Source organism: Rhizobium sp. BR 362, from assembly GCF_036528765.1.
In the GTDB taxonomy this organism is placed as follows: domain Bacteria; phylum Pseudomonadota; class Alphaproteobacteria; order Rhizobiales; family Rhizobiaceae; genus Rhizobium.
The window spans coordinates 203,343-219,836 of the sequence record NZ_JARWGH010000005.1 but is presented as its reverse complement, the minus strand read 5'-3'; the positions used below and the strand labels follow the sequence as shown (position 1 = coordinate 219,836).

Sequence of the window (16,494 nt, the reverse complement as noted above, 5' to 3'; positions counted from 1 at the left end):
GGTTTTTCCTCATATATCGTAGGTATGACCTGCATTCAGGGTCGAGATGAACTGCTTCGTGCGGTCCTGTGTCGGAGCGCCGAAGATGGCGCGGGAGGGGCCGGTTTCGACGATGTTGCCGGCCTCGAGGAAGACGACGCTGGTGGCGATCTTCGAGGCGAGGCGCAGGTCGTGCGTTGCCATCACCATGGTCGTGCCTTCATTGGCGAGCCTTCCGAGAACGTCGACCACTTCGGCGGCGAGTTCGGGGTCCAGCGCCGAGGTCGGTTCGTCGCAGAGAAGAACGCGGGGCGAGGGGGCAAGCGCACGGGCGATGGCCACGCGCTGCTGCTGCCCGCCTGATAGGGTCGAGGGCCAGGCATCCATCTTGTGCGCCATGCCGACCTTGGTCAAAAGCTCGACGGCGCGGGCGCGCGCCCTTTCGGCCGGCCAGCGCAGCACGGTCACCAGACCTTCCATGACGTTTTCAATCGCCGTCTGATGCGGAAAGAGCTGGAAATTCTGGAAGACCATGCCGGTCTGGCGGCGGATTTTCTGGATGTCCTGCCAGCCGATCCTTTTGCCCGGCTGGAAGGTAGCCGTCTCCTCGCCGATACGGATCACACCGGCGGTCGGGATTTCCAGGAGGTTGATGCAGCGCAGCAGCGTACTCTTGCCGCCGCCGGAAGGGCCGACCAGCGCCGTTACCGTGCCTTCCGGAATGAGCAGGCTGATGTCTCTCAGGATGACATTTTCACCGAAGCGTTTTTCGATGTGCGACAGCTCGATCATGTCTGTGCCTCCAGCGTGCCGCCATAACGGGCGAAACGACGTTCGAGAGAGACCTGCAGCGTCGACAGGAAAGAACTCATGACGAGATAGATCAGGGCCGCTTCGATATAAAGGATCAGCGGCTCATAGGTCGTTGCCACGATGCGCTGCGCAGCCTGGAAGAGTTCGGGCACTGTGATAGCCGCGGCGAGCGACGTATCCTTGACCAGCGAGATGAAGGTGTTCGACAGCGGAGGCACGGCGACGCGCGCCGCTTGTGGCAGGATGGTGCGGTTCATCGCCTGCCGCCAGCTCATGCCGATGGAATAGGCCGCTTCCCACTGGCCCTTCGGCACAGAGGAGATCACGGCGCGGATGATCTCGGACGTATAGGCGCCGACGCTCAGCGTGAAGCCGATGACGGCGGCGGGGAAGGCATCAAGCAGGATGCCGAGGCTCGGCAGACCATAGAAGATGACGAAAAGCTGCACCAGCAGCGGTGTACCGCGGATCACCCAGACATAGAAGCGCGCGACGGCGGCGAGCGGGCGCGGGCCGAAAAGCCGCGTAACGGCGGTCAGCAGGCCGAGCAGCAAGCCGAGAACGAAGGTGATCAGGGTGAGCGGGATGGTGAAGACGAGGCCCGCCCAAAGCAGCGAGCCCAGCGATTCCCACATCAATTGCAACCAATGCTGCACGAAAAAGCGGCCTTTCAATGAAAGATGCGTCCGGAAAGGGTTCCGGACGCATCTGTTTCACAATTTGGCGTCTATGCCTATTACTTCGAAACGTCCTGGCCGAAGTATTTCTGCGAAATCTTGGCATAGGTGCCGTCAGCCTTGATATCGGCCAGCGCCTTGTTGATGGCGGCCTGCAGTTCCGGCTCGCCCTTGCGGATAATGGCGGCCGAAAAATCGGCATTGGCCTGCTGGGCGACGATCTTCACCGGCGCATCCGGCTTGTGCTTCTTGAAATCGTAGAAGGACAGGCTGTCATTGATGGTGGCGTCGGCGCGGCCGGTGAGCACGAGTTGGATCGACTGGTCGAAGCCATCGGTGCCGACGAGTTCGGCGCCGGACTGCGTGGCGAGCTTGCCGAAATTGCTGGTCAGCGACTGCGCGGCCTTCTTGCCCTTGAGATCGGCAAAGTCCTTGATATCGCTATTGCTGTCCTTGACGATCAGCACGGCCTTGGAGGCGATGTAGGGATCGGAGAAATCATATTTCTGCTTGCGGGCGTCGGTGATGCCGACTTCGTTGATGACGGTGTCGTAGCGGTTGGCGTCGAGGCCGGCGATCAGGCCGTCCCACTTGCCTTCCAGAAACTGCGCCTTGACGCCGAGCTTGCCGGCGATCGCTTCGGCGATCTCGACGTCGAAGCCGACGAGCTTGCCGCTTTCGTCATGATAGGTGAAGGGAGCGTAGGTGCCTTCCGTGCCGACCTTCAGGACACCGGCGGACTGGATTGCCTTCAGGTTATCGCCGGCATGGGCGGGCAGCAGGAACGCAGCCTGAACGAGGGCGGCAGCGGCGACAGTCTTCAACCAGTTCATTGTTTTCTTCCGTTTCTTGAGCAGTCAATCGATGACAAATACATTGCAGAAAACATAGGGCAGCGAAGCGTAGAAAACTGCAAAAGAAATCGGCAATTGCGAATATTTTTCTCAAAGAAGCCGAAGGCACAAATCGAGTTCGTCTCTGATGGGAATTCCGTTCTCCGCTATCTTTGGAATGCTCGGCTTCAGCAGCCGGGCCGCATCGACCGCCCCCGGTCGAAGCCGCCGAAGTTCGAAACCGCGACGCTGATAGAAGCGCAGAGCCGCAAGATTGTCGTTCGTTGTCATCACCCAGAGTGCGGACACGCCTTGCCGACGCAGCCTGTCGGTCAGAGCGTCTATCAAAGCAGTTCCGACACCTTGACCGGGCTGAACGGCATCCAGCGACATCAGCTCAGCCTCATTGCCTTGCATCCGGTAGGTTGCCAATCCTTGGTCGGGATCAACAATGAGCGCTGGCAGATCCAGCAGATCGAAAATCTCGTCATGAGCGGCGACTTTCGTGCCGCCCCATCGTTCTGTGAGGAGCTTGACGATCCAATCCTTATCCTGTGGTCCGGGTTCGCGCGTCATCATAGGCCTATTTATAGCATTGGTTCTGCGGCGTATGGAATGGAGCGCCCCGCCGGTGCGCATGGGCCAAGGCGTGCCGCCAAATGGCTGCGTGCAACTATCTCTTATTCACGTTCCCCAAGCGTGCTGGCGCAAAGCTGCATTGGGATCCACTTTGCAGTCGGCGCAAGGCGGATCGACCACGGCAAGAGAAAGCCCGACAAAAGTCAGCCCTGCCGGGGCTATCATCCGCTTGGAAATTAAGTGCCACCGCGTCCTTTCCGCGCTATAATAATCGGCTGCGATGTAGACAGAAAGGTAAAGCCAATGAACAGGCTAGCAATCGTTGCCTTGTCGCTCGCGACGGCGCTGACGAGCGCCCCGCCGGCCGAGGCGTTTCCCACCATTGTCGTCCCGAAAGTCGAGGCGGCGCCCCAGGCGCAGCCGGCAGGCTACCGTGGCGGTCACGGCGGATATCATCACGGCGGCTACTATCATCACCACCATGGTGGCAGTGGCTGGGGTTGGGGGCTCGGCGGCCTTGCCGCGGGCGCGTTAATCGGCGGGCTGCTGGCGCAGCCGAATTATTATGGCTCTGGCTACTACCCGGGCTATTATGGTCCGTCCTATTATGGTCCGTCCTATTATGGCCCCAGCTATTACGGCTATTACGGTCCGCGCTACTACGCGCCACGGTATTACCGCCGAGCCTACTATGGTGGCAGTGCGCATGTGCGCTGGTGCTATGCACGTTATCGGTCCTACAGGGCTTACGACGACACGTTCCAGCCCTCCTATGGTCCACGACGGCCGTGCGTCGGGCCATACTAGTAATGGCGCAAAAGCATCCATCGAAATGGCAGCCGGTGGCACGGAGCTACCGGTCCGCCGGATCGTGATTGCTGTTGCGCCGCGCGCATGGCTGACAGTGCATAGTGAGTCCAGCAGCCGCTATCTGTTCCTCAAACTGTTGCCACTCTCCCCTTCATGCGCTCGCTGACGATGATGATCAGGCCGGCGCTGAGGATGAAGGCTGCGCCGATGAAGGTGTTGGCCTTCGGAATGTCGCCCCAGATCAGAAAGCCGAGCAGGAAGGCTGAGATGAGCGAGGTATATTCGAACGGCGCCAGGACGGAGACCGGGGCCTGACGCATGCCTTCGAACAGGGCAAGCTGCCCCGCGCCAGCAATGACGCCGGTGCCGAAAAGCAGCAGCACCTGATAGGCGCTTGGCGTATGCCAATGCAGGATGGCCATGGTGGCGGTCAGCAGAATGAAGATGATGTTCGAGACGGCCATCTGGATATGGCTCTTCTCGTGCAGTGCGGTCTTGCGCAGGAGCACCATGCCCGTCGCCCAGAGCACGGCGGCCTGCAGCGCCAGATAGACTGGCCAGGAGATCGATAGGCCGACCGGATTGGAGGCGATCACGACGCCGCAGAAGCCGAGGCCGACCGCCATCCAACGGACGAAAGTCACCTTCTCGCGCAGAACGACGGTCGCAAGAATCGTGCCGACGATCGGGGCGGCATAATAGAGCGTCGTCACTTCGGCAAGCTGCAGGTAACGGGCGGCGGAATAATAGGAAGTCCAGGCGATCACCAGCAATATGCTGCGCACGATCATCGGTTTGATGATCGGCGAACGGCGAACCTTGCGTGCCAGCGACGGTCCCTCGGCGAGGAAGCAGCCGGCGAGGATGGTGCAACTGCGCCAGAAGAGGATCTGCCAGACCGGAATATCGGTGACGAGCAGTTTCACCACCGAATCATGGGCAGTGAACAGCATGTAGGCAATCACCGTAAGCAGGATGCCGTAGCTGATGGGGTTTTTCACGGAAGCACCAGGAGAATGGCTCGAAGCAGGCCGGTCGAAAACTCTTTTAAGGCTCAACCGATAGGAGCCTAGTTTTCCGCCGTCAATAGGCCATATGGGCAGGGTAGACCAGCCGCAAAATATTATTTGCGGTTGTGACTTGCTTGCCTCCGTTTTAACAGACGGAGACGAAACGTGACCGACGTCCGTCTTTTCGGATGTTGCGATTTCAATCGATTTAAATATCCTGCGGCCACTGATTTGGGGGTTTTCTCATGGATGATATGCCACGATCCAATAGTTTTCAGGCTCGCAGAAGCGGATTTTTCACAAAATCGCGCACCGCCGTTTCCCTACTGTTTCTGATGAACGGCTTCACCGTCGGCTGCTGGGCGCCGAAGATTCCGGAGTTTGCCGAGCGGCTGCAACTGACCAAATTCGAGCTCGGCCTGATGATTCTCGTTTTCGGCCTGGGGTCTCTGGTGATGATGCCGATGGCAGGAGCGCAGATCGCCGGGCGCGGCTCGAAGATTGTCGTCAAGGCCTTTGCCATCTTGCTGCTGCCGATGCTGCTCGCCTTGACCGTCACTCAGGATGTTTGGACCGCCGCGATCGCCATCTTCCTGTTCGGGGGCTTCATCGGGGCCATGGACGTGGCGATGAACGCCAATGCCGTGTCGGTCGAGAAATCCATGCATCGTGCGATCATGTCGTCCTGTCATGCCTTCTGGAGCCTTGGCGGACTTATCGGCTCGGCGATCGGTGGTTTTCTGATCTCGCGCTGGGGTGTGCTTGGCCATGCCGAAGTGTCCACCGCCCTTGCCGTTCTCTTCCTCGCCGTCGCCTGGCCGATGATCCTCGGCGACCAGCCGCATCCGGACGAGGCAAAACCGAAGGCGCGGCTGCCGATGATCCCGCTGCCCTGGCTGCTCGGCATGATGGCGCTGTTCTGCATGATTCCGGAAGGCGCGGTGCTCGACTGGAGCGCGCTCTATCTCGGCCAGGAAAAGGCGGCATCGGTGACGCTGTCTGGCTTCGGCTTCGCCGCCTTTTCGCTCACCATGGCGACCATGCGTTTTGCCGGCGATTTCGTCCGCGACCGGCTGGGCGCCGTCAAGACGCTGCGGGTCTGCACGGTCTTCGCGATTGTCGGCATGCTGCTTGCGGCGTTGGCGCCGAATGCGGAGCTTGCCATTGTCGGCTTCGCGCTGTGCGGCATCGGCATTTCCAACATGGTGCCGATCGCCTTTTCGGCTGCCGGCAATATTCCGGGGCTGCAGCCGGGGATCGGCATCTCCGTCGTCACCACCATGGGCTATTCCGGCATGCTGGTTGCCCCATCCGCGATCGGTTTCGCCGCCGAACATGTCGGCTTCTCGCCGGTTTTGATGGCGCTGCCGGTCCTGCTGCTGATCGTACTGGCGCTATCGTCTCTGGCGCATTATGCCGATGGTATTGGCGGCGGCTCGCATTAATTTGGTCGCTTTCGCCTGCTATCGCCCATGCTTCGCCTGAGCAAAAGTGATGCCCGGAGCGGTTGACAACGCCCGCTCCGTGATCCACCTGAAAGGCACCCATTTCCAGAGGCTAACGAGAGCTCTCCATGTCGTCCGCCAGTGATTTCGATCCGAAACCGCGCCGTTCCTCCGTTGCCGTCGATGTCGGCGGCGTCATTGTCGGCGGCGGCGCGCCCGTGGTCGTGCAGTCCATGACCAACACCGACACTGCCGATATCGATTCCACGGTGGCACAGGTCGCGGCGCTCTATAGGTCTGGTTCGGAGCTGGTGCGCATCACCGTCGATCGTGATGAAAGTGCCGCTGCCGTGCCGAAGATCCGCGAGCGGCTGCTGCGTCTCGGCATGGACGTGCCGCTGATCGGCGATTTCCATTATATCGGCCACAAACTGCTGGCCGACCATCCGGCTTGCGCCGAGGCGCTGGCGAAATACCGCATCAATCCCGGCAATGTCGGCTTCAAGGACAAGAAGGACAAGCAGTTCGCCGAAATCATCGAGATGGCGATCCGCTATGACAAGCCGGTGCGCATCGGCGTCAACTGGGGCTCGCTCGACCAGGACCTTTTGACGGCGCTGATGGACAAGAATGCTGCCGAGGGTTCGCCGCTTTCGGCCCGCGAGGTGACGCGCGAGACGATCGTGCAGTCAGCGCTGATATCGGCCGATCTTGCCGAAGAAATCGGCCTGCCGCGCAATCGCATCATTCTCTCGGCCAAGGTCAGCCAGGTGCAGGATCTGATCGCGGTCTATTCGATGCTTGCCGAGCGCTCGGATCATGCGCTGCATCTCGGTCTTACCGAGGCTGGCATGGGCAGCAAGGGCATCGTCGCCTCCTCGGCGGCCATGGGTTACGTGCTGCAGCATGGCATCGGCGATACCATCCGCGTTTCGCTGACGCCGGAACCGAACGGCGACCGCACCCGGGAAGTGCAGGTGGCGCAGGAACTGCTACAAGTCATGGGTTTCCGCCAATTCGTGCCGGTCGTTGCCGCTTGTCCGGGTTGCGGCCGCACGACGTCGACCGTGTTTCAGGAGCTGGCGCAGAACATCCAGAACGACATTCGCAAGAACATGCCGGTCTGGCGTGAGAAATATCCGGGCGTTGAGGCGCTGAACGTCGCGGTCATGGGCTGCATCGTCAATGGCCCCGGCGAAAGCAAGCATGCCGACATCGGAATCTCGCTGCCCGGCACTGGCGAAACGCCTGCCGCCCCCGTCTTCATCGATGGCAAGAAGGCGATGACGCTGCGGGGTCCGAATATCGCTTCGGATTTCGAAGCACTGGTCGCCGACTATATCGAGAAGCGTTTCGGCCAGAAGAGCGTCGCGGCGGAGTGATCTGCTGCTGCCCCTGACGTCAGATATTGCTGGTCAGCAGCTTGATGCCGGCGAAGCAGTAGAAGCCTGCCATGGCGCCCTCGATCCACCGACGCGCATTTTTGTAAATCTTAAGGGCGTGTGGCGTCGAGAATAGCGTCGCATAGCCCATGAACACGACGAAACCGGTCGTGCAGCAGACTGTGATGATCAGCACGGCGACGGAGGCCGGTGCGCCCTGCGGCATGCCGAGGGCGATGATGGCGAGCCAGGCGAAGATCGCTTTCGGATTGGTGACGTGGATGCCGTAGCCGCGTAGAACCAGCGACTTGAAACTGGGGCTTTTCGGTTCTTCCTTGGCGGCCGGCAAATCGCCGCTCGCCCGCACCGCCCGAAATGCCTTGTAGGCGAGATAGAGCAGATAGAGCCCGCCAAAGATCTTTAAAATCTCCGGCGCCATAGCATAGGTCTGCAACAGAGTGGCGAGCCCGGCGGCGGCAGCGGTTGCCCAGGTCAGCGAGCCGCCGAAAATGCCGAGCGAAATCGTCATACCCGCCTTGCGGCCGTGGGTCATCGAGGTGGCGATGATGGCCATGATCGCCGGTCCCGGACTGACGACGGCGATGAGATAGGCAATATAGGCAGGCAGGATCTGCGGCAAATAGGCAAGCGCCTCATGCATGGGATAGCTCCGCAGGATGAAGACCGCGGCCGATTCCGCGTGCTTGACACTGCAATGGGCGTCAGAATTGGCATGAAAACGCCAAGGCGTCACTCTTGCCCTAAAGAATTCTTGTCACAGTGACATTTTGCGACGATCCCGCTTCCGAAAACGGAGGGTTTTCAATGGCTGATGCTCGATGCAGTTGCGGCGCTCTCAGGTTGACGCTTTCAGAACCGGCAAGATTGGTTGTTGCCTGTCATTGTCTTGACTGCCAACGGCGAACCGGCGCGCCGTTTGGCGTAGGCGCCTTTTATCCAGCCGACGCCGTTAACATTTCTGGACCTTCGAAAGAGTTCACCCGAGAGGCGGCAAGCGGCGGGAAGGTCCACACCTACTTTTGTCCAAGCTGCGGGTCATCGATTTATTGGAAGGCCGAAAACCTGCCGTCCTTCATCGGCGTTGCCGTCGGCGCGATAGCCGACCCGAAATTCCCGGGTCCGGCCAGATCGGTTTTTGAACAGTCGAAATACGATTGGGTTCAGATCGAAGGCGCTGAACATTTTCAGCAAAGCAGCGTGGCGAAAAACTCGAACTGAGACACCATCGAACTCTAACTGAGACGATTTGCCGGCTCAGCAGGGCCGCTGTTCACGTAGATCGCATAGAGCGACGTCGTGGCGGTGATATAGAGCCGGTTGCGCTTCGGGCCGCCGAAGCAGAGGTTCGATACGACTTCCGGAATGAGAATGCGGCCGATCAATGTACCATCCGGTGCGTAGACGCGGACGGAATCGCCGCTGGAGGCGAAGATGTTGCCGTGGCGATCGACCCGGAAACCGTCGAACATGCCGACTTCGCAGGTGGCGAAAACGCGTCCTTCGCTGAGGCTGCGCTTGTCCGCATTGACGGAATAGGCCGTAATTGTCGGCGGTAGGCCGGGCACATGCGACCCGCCGGTATCGGAGACATAAAGCGTGCTTTCATCCGGTGAAAAGGCAAGCCCGTTCGGCTTGACGCGATCGCCGGCAACCAGCGTTACCGCTCCGTCGGCCGGATCGATGCGGTAGACGTTCGATGCATTGATTTCGGACGGTGCGGCAAAGCCCTCATAATCACTGTCGATCCCGTAGGTCGGATCGGTGAACCAGATCGAGCCATCCGACTTTACGACGACATCGTTCGGTGAATTCAACCGCTTGCCCTCAAAACGCTCGGCGAGCGGCCGCCATAGGCCGTCGTGATCGAGCCGGCTGACGCGGCGGCGTCCATGCTCGCAGGCGATGATGCGGCCCTCGAGATCGAGCGTATGGCCGTTGTGATAACCGACAGGACTCTCGAAGACGCCGGCTGCACCCGTCACCTCGTCATAACGCAAAATTCGATCATTCGGGATATCGGACCATACGACATGGTGCGCGGCCGGCACATAGACTGGCCCCTCGGTCCAACGCCCGCCTGTCCAAAGCTGCTCCAATTTCGCAGAACCGTTGATCAGCGTCTTGAAGCGCTGATCGAGAATATCATAGTCGCTCATGATGCTCCGCCCTGTTCCTCAGCCAGCCAAACCTCCGACCGGCTTCCCATAATCGGACGGCAGTCTAGAGACAGCAATCATCGGCTGTCAAAAACAAGCTGAGGATATGACACGCTTTTTACCAGCGTCATTGCCCAGAGCAGCATACTCGCCCGCAATGCGGGCAGGAGAATCGCATATGAGATGAGGTCGTTGCCGGGCAACCCCTTCTCCCCGCTGGGGAGAAGGAACTTCCGGTGCTCATCCGCCCCATATGCGATCGCCCGGAATACGGGGGAGGGGATGAGGGGCCGGGCACAAGACCATGTCAACAGCGGCCTCGTCCGACTGGCAAAATTACAGCAATTTCTCCAACGTAATCGGCAACTCGCGTATCCGCTTGCCTGTCGCGTGGAAAACCGCATTGGCAATAGCCGGCGCTACGCCGACGATCGCCAGTTCGCCGACCGCTTTGCCGCCGAGCACAGAGGCGTGCGTGTCGGGAATGCCGACGGAGATCACTTCGATGTCGGGAATATCGGCATTCGTCGGCACGAGATAGTCGCCGAGGTTGTTGTTGATGACGCGGGCATAGCGCTCATCGACGATGCCTTCTTCGAGCAGCGCCTGGCCGATGCCCATAATGATGCCGCCCTTCCATTGGCTTTCGGCCAGCTTCGGATTGTAGAGCCGGCCGGAATCGAGCGCCGAGACGACGCGCGAGACGCGCACGGTGCCGAAATCCTCGTCGACGCGCACTTCGATGAAATGCGCGCACCAGCTATGCATGGAATAGTCGCCGTCCGTGGGCGACAGCATGGTCGCGATCGTCGAGAAGTTGCGGTAGTGATCCGCCTTGCTCTGCTTGTCTTCCGGCAGCGTGTTGCGCAGTACCTCGATCTTGTCACGGCCGATCTGCCGCAGAAGCTCGGCAATGGCGATGCCGTCGCCGCCGTCGCGCGGCGGCAGGATGCGGCCTTCGGAGACGGTCAGCGTATTGGCCTGCAGATCGCGCAGCGGCGAGTTGGGATCGTTGATCGCCAGCCCCACCAGTTCGTCGCGGGCGGCCATCGCCGCCTTGTAGACGGCGCCGGTCATCAGGTTGGCGAGCTGCGAACCACCGGCGACGGGCGCGCGCGGCAGGGCGGAATCGCCGAGCTTGACGCGGATTTGTTCCACCGGAATGCCGAGTGTTTCGGCGGCCGTCTGCGCCAGGATCGTATAAGTGCCCTGACCCATGTCGATACCGCTGCTCGCCACTTCCGCCGAACCGTCGGCGAGGATGCGCACCAGCGCTTCACCCGGCGTGCGGCGTACCGGATAGGTGCCGGCGCCGACACCCCAGCCGATCAGATGCTTGCCGTCACGCATCGAGCGCGGCGCACGCGAGCGCTTCGCCCAGCCGAAAGCCTTTGCACCCGCCTCGAAAGCCTCGCGCAATTGCCTCGTCGACCACGGTTTGTCGACTTCCTGGTCTCGCTCGGCATAGTTCTTCAGCCGGATTTCCAGCGGGTCCATGCCGAGTTCGTAGGCGAGCTCGTCGATAGCGCTTTCGATGCCCCAGGCGCTGGGATTTTCGCCGGGAGCGCGCAATGCGCCGGGCTTGACGGTATTCACCCGCACGATGTTCTGCCGCGACGAGAGATTGGGCGTCGCATACATGATCGAGGTGACGACACCCAGCGGCTCGACCGCCACATCGCCCATCGACGTCTCATTGGCGCTGGTATGGATAATGGCGGTGAGTTTGCCGTCCTTGGTCGCGCCAAGCGCAATCGTCTGGCGTGTGCCGGGCCGGCCGCCGAAGGAAGTGAAGGTCTGCGGCCGGGTGATGACCAGCTTCACCGGACGTCCGAGCAGCTTCGCCGCCATGACACCAACCGCGCCATGCGGCAATGCCAGGGCCTTGGAGCCGAAGCCGCCGCCGATATAGGGCGAGATCATCCGCACATTCTCGAAGGGAATGCCGAACCATTCGGCATATGTGCGCGCCATGCCGTCGATCCACTGGCTTGGCTCCCAAAGGGTCAGCATGTCGCCGTCCCATCTGGCGATCAGCCCATGCGGCTCGATCGGCACGTTGTATTCCCGCGGCGTCTTATATTCGGCTTCGATTTTGACGGGCGCTGCGGCGAGGGCCGCTGCGGCATCGCCCCGTTCTCTGGTCATCGGATCGATCGGAAAACCTTCGCCGCCTTTCGGGTCGTCGAGGCTGAAGATCGCCGGAGCCTCCTCATAGGTGACCTTCACCAAAGCGGCCGCGGCCGTCGCCTGCTCGAACGTTTCGGCAACGACGATAGCAACGTGCTGGCCGCTGTAGGTAATGTCCTTGACAAGCGGCCGATAAGGGCCTTCCGGACCGGGAGTGTCGAGCCAAGTGGTCGGCGAGTTCAGGTCCGGCATCGTATCCGGCGTCAGCACCAGCAGAACGCCGGGTGCGCTCTCCGCCGCCGACGTATCCATGCCGGTGATCCGGCCGGCAGCGATCGTGCTTTGCACCATTACCGCATGGGTCAGTCCCTCGAGATCGTGCTCGACGGCGTAATCGGCTTCGCCCTTGATCTTTGCGGTTCCATCCAGGCGGGACAGCCGCCCGCCGAGCGCGCCGTCGGCGACGCCATGCTTTCTGGTTTCCATGATGGTCATGCCATTTCTCCCATCGTCAGGATGGCGCGCTCGACGACGCGCAGCGCAAGCGCAATCTTGTAGTGATTGCCGCCATGGTAGACGGCACCTTGGACAGCGAGCAGGCTGGCGCGCTTCACAGCGGCCGCATCCAGCCGTTGGCCCTTCAATGCGTTTTCGACGGCGCGGGCGCGCCAGGGCTTGGTGGCGACTCCGCCGAGCGCCACCCGGATATCGCGGATCGTCCTGCCATCCGCCTCCAGCTCGAGTCCGACGGCGGCGCTGGCCGCGGCGAACTCGTAAGACTGACGATCGCGCACCTTGAGATAGGTCGAACGGCGCGCGGCAGCGGATGCCGGAATAGTGATCGCCGTAATCATCTCCCCCGGCTCGATCGCATGTTCCCGCTCGGGCGTCGTTCCCGGCAAAAGGAAGAAATCGTCGATCGCGACCTGGCGGTTGCCGAGATGCACGACCGCATCGAAGGCCACCAAAGCCACCGCAAGATCGCCGGGATTGGTGGCGATACAGGCTTCGCTCGTGCCGAGGACGGCGTGATTGCGCGTGACGCCGCCGATCGCCGAACAGCCGGACCCAGGGGCTCGCTTGTTGCAGGCAGAAAAGGTTGCCGGATCGCGGAAGTAGGGACACCGCGTGCGCTGCAGCAGATTGCCGCCGATCGTCGCCATGTTGCGGATCTGCGCCGAGGCCGCAAGCGACAGCGCCTGCGAAACCGCCGGGAATTGCGCCTTGATATTGGCGTCGTCGGCGACACGGCTCATCTTGGCGAGCGCGCCGATCGTAACATCCCGATCGGTGAGCGAGATCGCGTCGAGACCAGTGAGATGGCTGATATCCACCATCGTTTCGGGCTCAGCGACGCCGCATTTGGCAAGATCGAGCAACGTCGTGCCGCCGGCAAGCAGCATGGCGGCGGGGGAGGCAGCGGCCTGCCGGGCCTCATCGACGGAGCCAGCGCGGAGATAGGAAAATGCCTTCATCGGGCGGCCTCCGCTGCTTCGCGCACGGCGGCAACGATATGCGGATAGGCGCCGCACCGACAGAGATTGCCAGCCATATATTCGCGGATTTCGTCATCGGAGCCGGCATGGCCTTCGCGGATGCAGGCGACCGCCGACATGATCTGTCCCGGCGTGCAATAGCCGCACTGGAAGGCATCATGTTCCAGAAATGCAGCTTGTACCGGGTGCAGATCGCCGTTTTCCGCTGCCAGCCCTTCGATCGTCGTGATCTTGCGGCCTTCCGCCTGAGCGGCGAGGGTCAGGCAGGAGAGCACACGTTCGCCGTCGACATGGACGGTGCAGGCGCCGCATTGGCCCTGGTCGCAGCCCTTCTTGGTGCCGGTTAGGCAGAGATGCTCGCGGAGGGCATCGAGAAGCGTGACACGCGGATCGAGCGAAAGCTCGTGTACGTGTCCATTGATATCGAGATGCACGGTAATCATCAGGTCACTCCCTGTTCGGGTCATCTTGCAATCATCAGGATCTGCCAGCCGCGACATCGCTCTTGACGTCAGCCCGACCGGCGCCAGGTAATCAGGCTACAGCGCTTTTGCCGGCGCTTGCGGCTTGTGGTGGGGTGCCTTGGGGGGCTGCGTTTTCACCGTCTTCGATGCTCAAGTCAGACGGCAATGGCATCCCGGCCCATTATGCGATAACAATCCTCTGGTACTCCAGAATAAACGGAGGCGCCTCCGTTTATTATCCTAGAGACTTGTCTGACATCGTCAAGTCGCAATCCACATGGAGCGAAAATTGGCTTCGAGGCCATTGTCAGAGCTGAAGGACGACACGCCGCCAGGCGCAAAAACCCTACGCGCGGACGCGCGCCGCAATCGCGACAAGCTCATCGAAGCCGCGGCGCAAGCCTTCGCCAACCACGGCACCGCCGCCTCGCTCGAAGAGATTGCGCGCCGCGCCGGCGTCGGCGTCGGAACGCTCTACCGTCATTTTCCGACCCGCGAACATCTGGTCGAAGTCGTCTATCGCCATGAGGTGGAAGTGCTCTGCAACGCGGCCGAAGAGCTTTCGCACGAACATGCGCCGGATCAAGCGCTGGAAGAATGGATGCACCGCTTCGTCGGTTATATCGCCACCAAGCGCGGCATGGCCGACAGCCTGCGCATTCTCCTCAACAGCAATTCCGAACTTTTCGCAGACAGCTACGGCATGGTGCCGATCGCCCTCAAGGGCTTGATCGAACGGGCAGTTGCCGACGGCTCCATCCGCGCCGACGTCGACAGCACCGACGTGCTGCACGCACTGTCCGGCACCTATTCCATGCCCAATTCACCGGAGTGGCACGACCGCTCCCGCCGTCTCGTCCGCTTGCTAATGGATGGCCTGCGCTGGGGCGCTCCGAAAGCATGATGCCGCAGGGGCCTGATATTCGGCGGGGCACTTCCTATATGCTTTTTTGAACTGAGTTCGTCAGGCGAGTTTTCTTCTGCCGCAGCTTCGTGCCTGGCCCCTCACCCTAGCCCTCTCCCCGCTAGCGGGGAGAGGGGACGACAGCGCAAGGCGATCAATCTTTCCCGTCAAGCGGGAGTGGTGCGGGGCATCGTAGAGCCCCCTCTCTCCGCCACACAGAGGGTTGGGGTGAGAGGCCAGGCACAGAGGTTCCGCACGAGTGGGCATGCCTGATCAATATCAAGCTGAGGAGAGTAAGAATGTCCGAAAAGCTGATCAAGATTCCCGGTCCCGATCACCCCATTACGATCGAGAACAAGCGTGCCCATGTCACCGTCTCGGTCGCCGGCAAGGTCATTGCCGATACGCGTGACGCGCTGTCACTGAAGGAAGCCTCCTATCCGGCAGTCATTTACGTGCCGCGCGGGGATGTCGACATGTCCGCGCTGCGGAGAACCGACCATGCCACCTACTGCCCCTATAAGGGCGATTGCTCCTATTACAGCATCCCCGCCGGCGGCGAGCGCTCCGTGAACGCTGTCTGGACCTACGAAAATCCCCACGCCTCCGTAAGCGAGATCAAGGATTATATGGCTTTCTATCCTGATCGGGTCGACGCCATCAACATCGACGCCTAAAGGGCCAGCCCGCTTCCGCTGTCGAAAACGTAGACCTGCTCGGCATTGACGCTGACCTTCAGTTGCTGGCCATAGCGAACCGGCGCCTCGCCGTCGACGACGGCCGTCACCTGTTCGCCCGCCAGATCGAACAGCACATGCGTCTGCGCGCCTGTCGGTTCGACCAGCAAGGTCGGGCCGGTGAGCGGCGAGCCGCTGCCCGTCAAGCTCAAGTGTTCCGGCCGAAGGCCGATCTTTACGCTTTGGCCGGCCTTCACCTTTCGCTCGTTTGCGATACGCACCGGCGTACTGTCTTTTAACCGCACGGCAGGGGCACCCCCGACGCCTTCAACCACACCGTCGAGGAAATTCATGGCCGGCGAGCCGATGAAGCCGGCAACGAAGAGATTGGCCGGCTGGCGGTAAAGCTCGATCGGCGTGCCCTGCTGCTCGATGCGCCCCTGATTCAGCACCACGATGCGGTCGGCAAGGGTCATCGCTTCGATCTGATCATGGGTGACATAGATCGAAGTGGTCTGCACCTTCTGATGCAGCGCCTTGATTTCCGAACGCATCTGCACGCGCAGCTTCGCATCGAGGTTCGACAAGGGTTCGTCGAACAGGAAGACGGCGGGGTTGCGCACCACGGCGCGGCCCATGGCGACACGCTGGCGCTGGCCGCCGGAAAGCTGTGCCGGCTTGCGGTCGAGCAATTTGGTGAGGTCCAGCATGCGCGCCGCCTCGTTGACCCGCTGCTCGATCACCTGCTTGGTCTCGCCCGAGAGCTTCAGATTGAAGCCCATGTTCTCGGCGACCGTCATGTGCGGATAAAGCGCGTAAGACTGGAAGACCATGGCGATGTTGCGCTCGCGCGGCGTCATGGCGTTGACCACCTGGCCACCGATCGACACGTCGCCATCGGTGATTTCCTCAAGCCCGGCGATCATCCGCAGCAGCGTGGACTTGCCGCAGCCGGAGGGGCCGACGAGCGCGATGAACTCGCCGTCCTCGATCGCCAGCGAGATATCGTGGATGACGGTGAGCGCCCCGTAGGCCTTGTGGATGTTGTGCAGTTCGACGGATGCCATTTTGTTTGCTCCGATGAGAGAAATTCCAGGAAAAGTGCGTAGCGGTTTTCC

General features: G+C 61.1%; 17 protein-coding genes. 6 read left to right on the top strand and 11 right to left on the bottom strand.

The genetic code is table 11. From position 1 onward, the window contains the following. Positions 1 to 9 precede the first annotated feature (9 nt). From QDY28_RS09655 to QDY28_RS30985, 4 genes are all read right to left on the bottom strand, one after another. Positions 10 to 771, bottom strand: coding sequence for an amino acid ABC transporter ATP-binding protein (locus QDY28_RS09655; protein ID WP_331381466.1), 762 nt, complete (start codon positions 769 to 771; stop codon positions 10 to 12). Next, on the bottom strand, positions 768 to 1,448 hold the full coding sequence (locus tag QDY28_RS09650) for an amino acid ABC transporter permease (protein ID WP_331381616.1): 681 nt from the start codon (positions 1,446 to 1,448) through the stop codon (positions 768 to 770). The genes QDY28_RS09655 and QDY28_RS09650 overlap by 4 nt, the downstream gene beginning before the upstream one ends. A gap of 80 nt (positions 1,449 to 1,528) precedes the next feature. After that, complete coding sequence (locus QDY28_RS09645) at positions 1,529 to 2,302, bottom strand: amino acid ABC transporter substrate-binding protein (protein WP_331381465.1); 774 nt, start codon at positions 2,300 to 2,302, stop codon at positions 1,529 to 1,531. Positions 2,303 to 2,413: 111 nt separating this feature from the next. Beyond that, the gene (locus QDY28_RS30985; protein ID WP_442967500.1) at positions 2,414 to 2,695 is read right to left on the bottom strand and encodes a GNAT family N-acetyltransferase; all 282 of its coding nucleotides are present in this window, start codon (positions 2,693 to 2,695) and stop codon (positions 2,414 to 2,416) included. A gap of 489 nt (positions 2,696 to 3,184) precedes the next feature. Here QDY28_RS30985 and QDY28_RS09635 point away from each other — a divergent pair, with 489 nt between their 5' ends. Further along, positions 3,185 to 3,688, top strand: a complete 504-nt coding sequence (locus QDY28_RS09635) for a BA14K family protein (protein WP_331381463.1) — start codon at positions 3,185 to 3,187, stop codon at positions 3,686 to 3,688. Between the two features lie 131 nt (positions 3,689 to 3,819). Here QDY28_RS09635 and QDY28_RS09630 read toward each other — a convergent pair whose 3' ends face one another. Next, on the bottom strand, positions 3,820 to 4,692 hold the full coding sequence (locus QDY28_RS09630; protein ID WP_331381462.1) for a DMT family transporter: 873 nt from the start codon (positions 4,690 to 4,692) through the stop codon (positions 3,820 to 3,822). 254 nt (positions 4,693 to 4,946) lie between these two features. On the opposite strand from QDY28_RS09630, the gene QDY28_RS09625 reads away from it, so the two are divergent. Then, positions 4,947 to 6,146, top strand: coding sequence for an MFS transporter (locus QDY28_RS09625; protein WP_331381461.1), 1,200 nt, complete (start codon positions 4,947 to 4,949; stop codon positions 6,144 to 6,146). 128 nt (positions 6,147 to 6,274) lie between these two features. After that, on the top strand, positions 6,275 to 7,528 hold the full coding sequence (ispG, locus tag QDY28_RS09620) for a flavodoxin-dependent (E)-4-hydroxy-3-methylbut-2-enyl-diphosphate synthase (RefSeq protein WP_331381460.1): 1,254 nt from the start codon (positions 6,275 to 6,277) through the stop codon (positions 7,526 to 7,528). A 19-nt stretch (positions 7,529 to 7,547) separates the two neighbouring features. On the opposite strand, the gene QDY28_RS09615 is transcribed toward ispG, so the two are convergent. Next, positions 7,548 to 8,189, bottom strand: a complete 642-nt coding sequence (locus QDY28_RS09615; protein ID WP_331381459.1) for a LysE family translocator — start codon at positions 8,187 to 8,189, stop codon at positions 7,548 to 7,550. A 164-nt stretch (positions 8,190 to 8,353) separates the two neighbouring features. On the opposite strand from QDY28_RS09615, the gene QDY28_RS09610 reads away from it, so the two are divergent. Further along, the gene (locus tag QDY28_RS09610) at positions 8,354 to 8,767 is read left to right on the top strand and encodes a GFA family protein (RefSeq protein WP_331381615.1); all 414 of its coding nucleotides are present in this window, start codon (positions 8,354 to 8,356) and stop codon (positions 8,765 to 8,767) included. A gap of 14 nt (positions 8,768 to 8,781) precedes the next feature. On the opposite strand, the gene QDY28_RS09605 is transcribed toward QDY28_RS09610, so the two are convergent. The 4 genes from QDY28_RS09605 to QDY28_RS09590 form a co-directional block, all read right to left on the bottom strand. Continuing rightward, a complete protein-coding gene (locus QDY28_RS09605; protein ID WP_331381458.1) occupies positions 8,782 to 9,705 on the bottom strand; it encodes an SMP-30/gluconolactonase/LRE family protein in 924 nt (307 codons plus the stop codon). Positions 9,706 to 10,041: 336 nt separating this feature from the next. Further along, a complete protein-coding gene (locus QDY28_RS09600; protein ID WP_331381457.1) occupies positions 10,042 to 12,330 on the bottom strand; it encodes a xanthine dehydrogenase family protein molybdopterin-binding subunit in 2,289 nt (762 codons plus the stop codon). Further along, positions 12,327 to 13,310, bottom strand: coding sequence for an FAD binding domain-containing protein (locus tag QDY28_RS09595; RefSeq protein ID WP_331381456.1), 984 nt, complete (start codon positions 13,308 to 13,310; stop codon positions 12,327 to 12,329). The genes QDY28_RS09600 and QDY28_RS09595 overlap by 4 nt, the downstream gene beginning before the upstream one ends. Then, complete coding sequence (locus QDY28_RS09590; RefSeq protein ID WP_442967497.1) at positions 13,307 to 13,774, bottom strand: (2Fe-2S)-binding protein; 468 nt, start codon at positions 13,772 to 13,774, stop codon at positions 13,307 to 13,309. Before QDY28_RS09590 ends, QDY28_RS09595 begins: the two co-directional genes overlap by 4 nt. A 298-nt stretch (positions 13,775 to 14,072) precedes the next feature. On the opposite strand from QDY28_RS09590, the gene QDY28_RS09585 reads away from it, so the two are divergent. Continuing rightward, complete coding sequence (locus QDY28_RS09585; protein WP_331381454.1) at positions 14,073 to 14,699, top strand: TetR/AcrR family transcriptional regulator; 627 nt, start codon at positions 14,073 to 14,075, stop codon at positions 14,697 to 14,699. A 299-nt stretch (positions 14,700 to 14,998) separates the two neighbouring features. Further along, positions 14,999 to 15,376 carry a DUF427 domain-containing protein gene (locus QDY28_RS09580; protein ID WP_331381453.1) on the top strand — a complete coding sequence of 126 codons (378 nt, stop codon included), beginning with the start codon at positions 14,999 to 15,001 and terminating at the stop codon, positions 15,374 to 15,376. Here QDY28_RS09580 and QDY28_RS09575 read toward each other — a convergent pair. Then, positions 15,373 to 16,443 (bottom strand): ABC transporter ATP-binding protein, encoded by a 1,071-nt coding sequence (locus QDY28_RS09575; RefSeq protein ID WP_331381452.1) that lies wholly within the window; start codon positions 16,441 to 16,443, stop codon positions 15,373 to 15,375. The two genes, QDY28_RS09580 and QDY28_RS09575, sit on opposite strands and share 4 nt — an antisense overlap. Positions 16,444 to 16,494 lie beyond the last annotated feature (51 nt).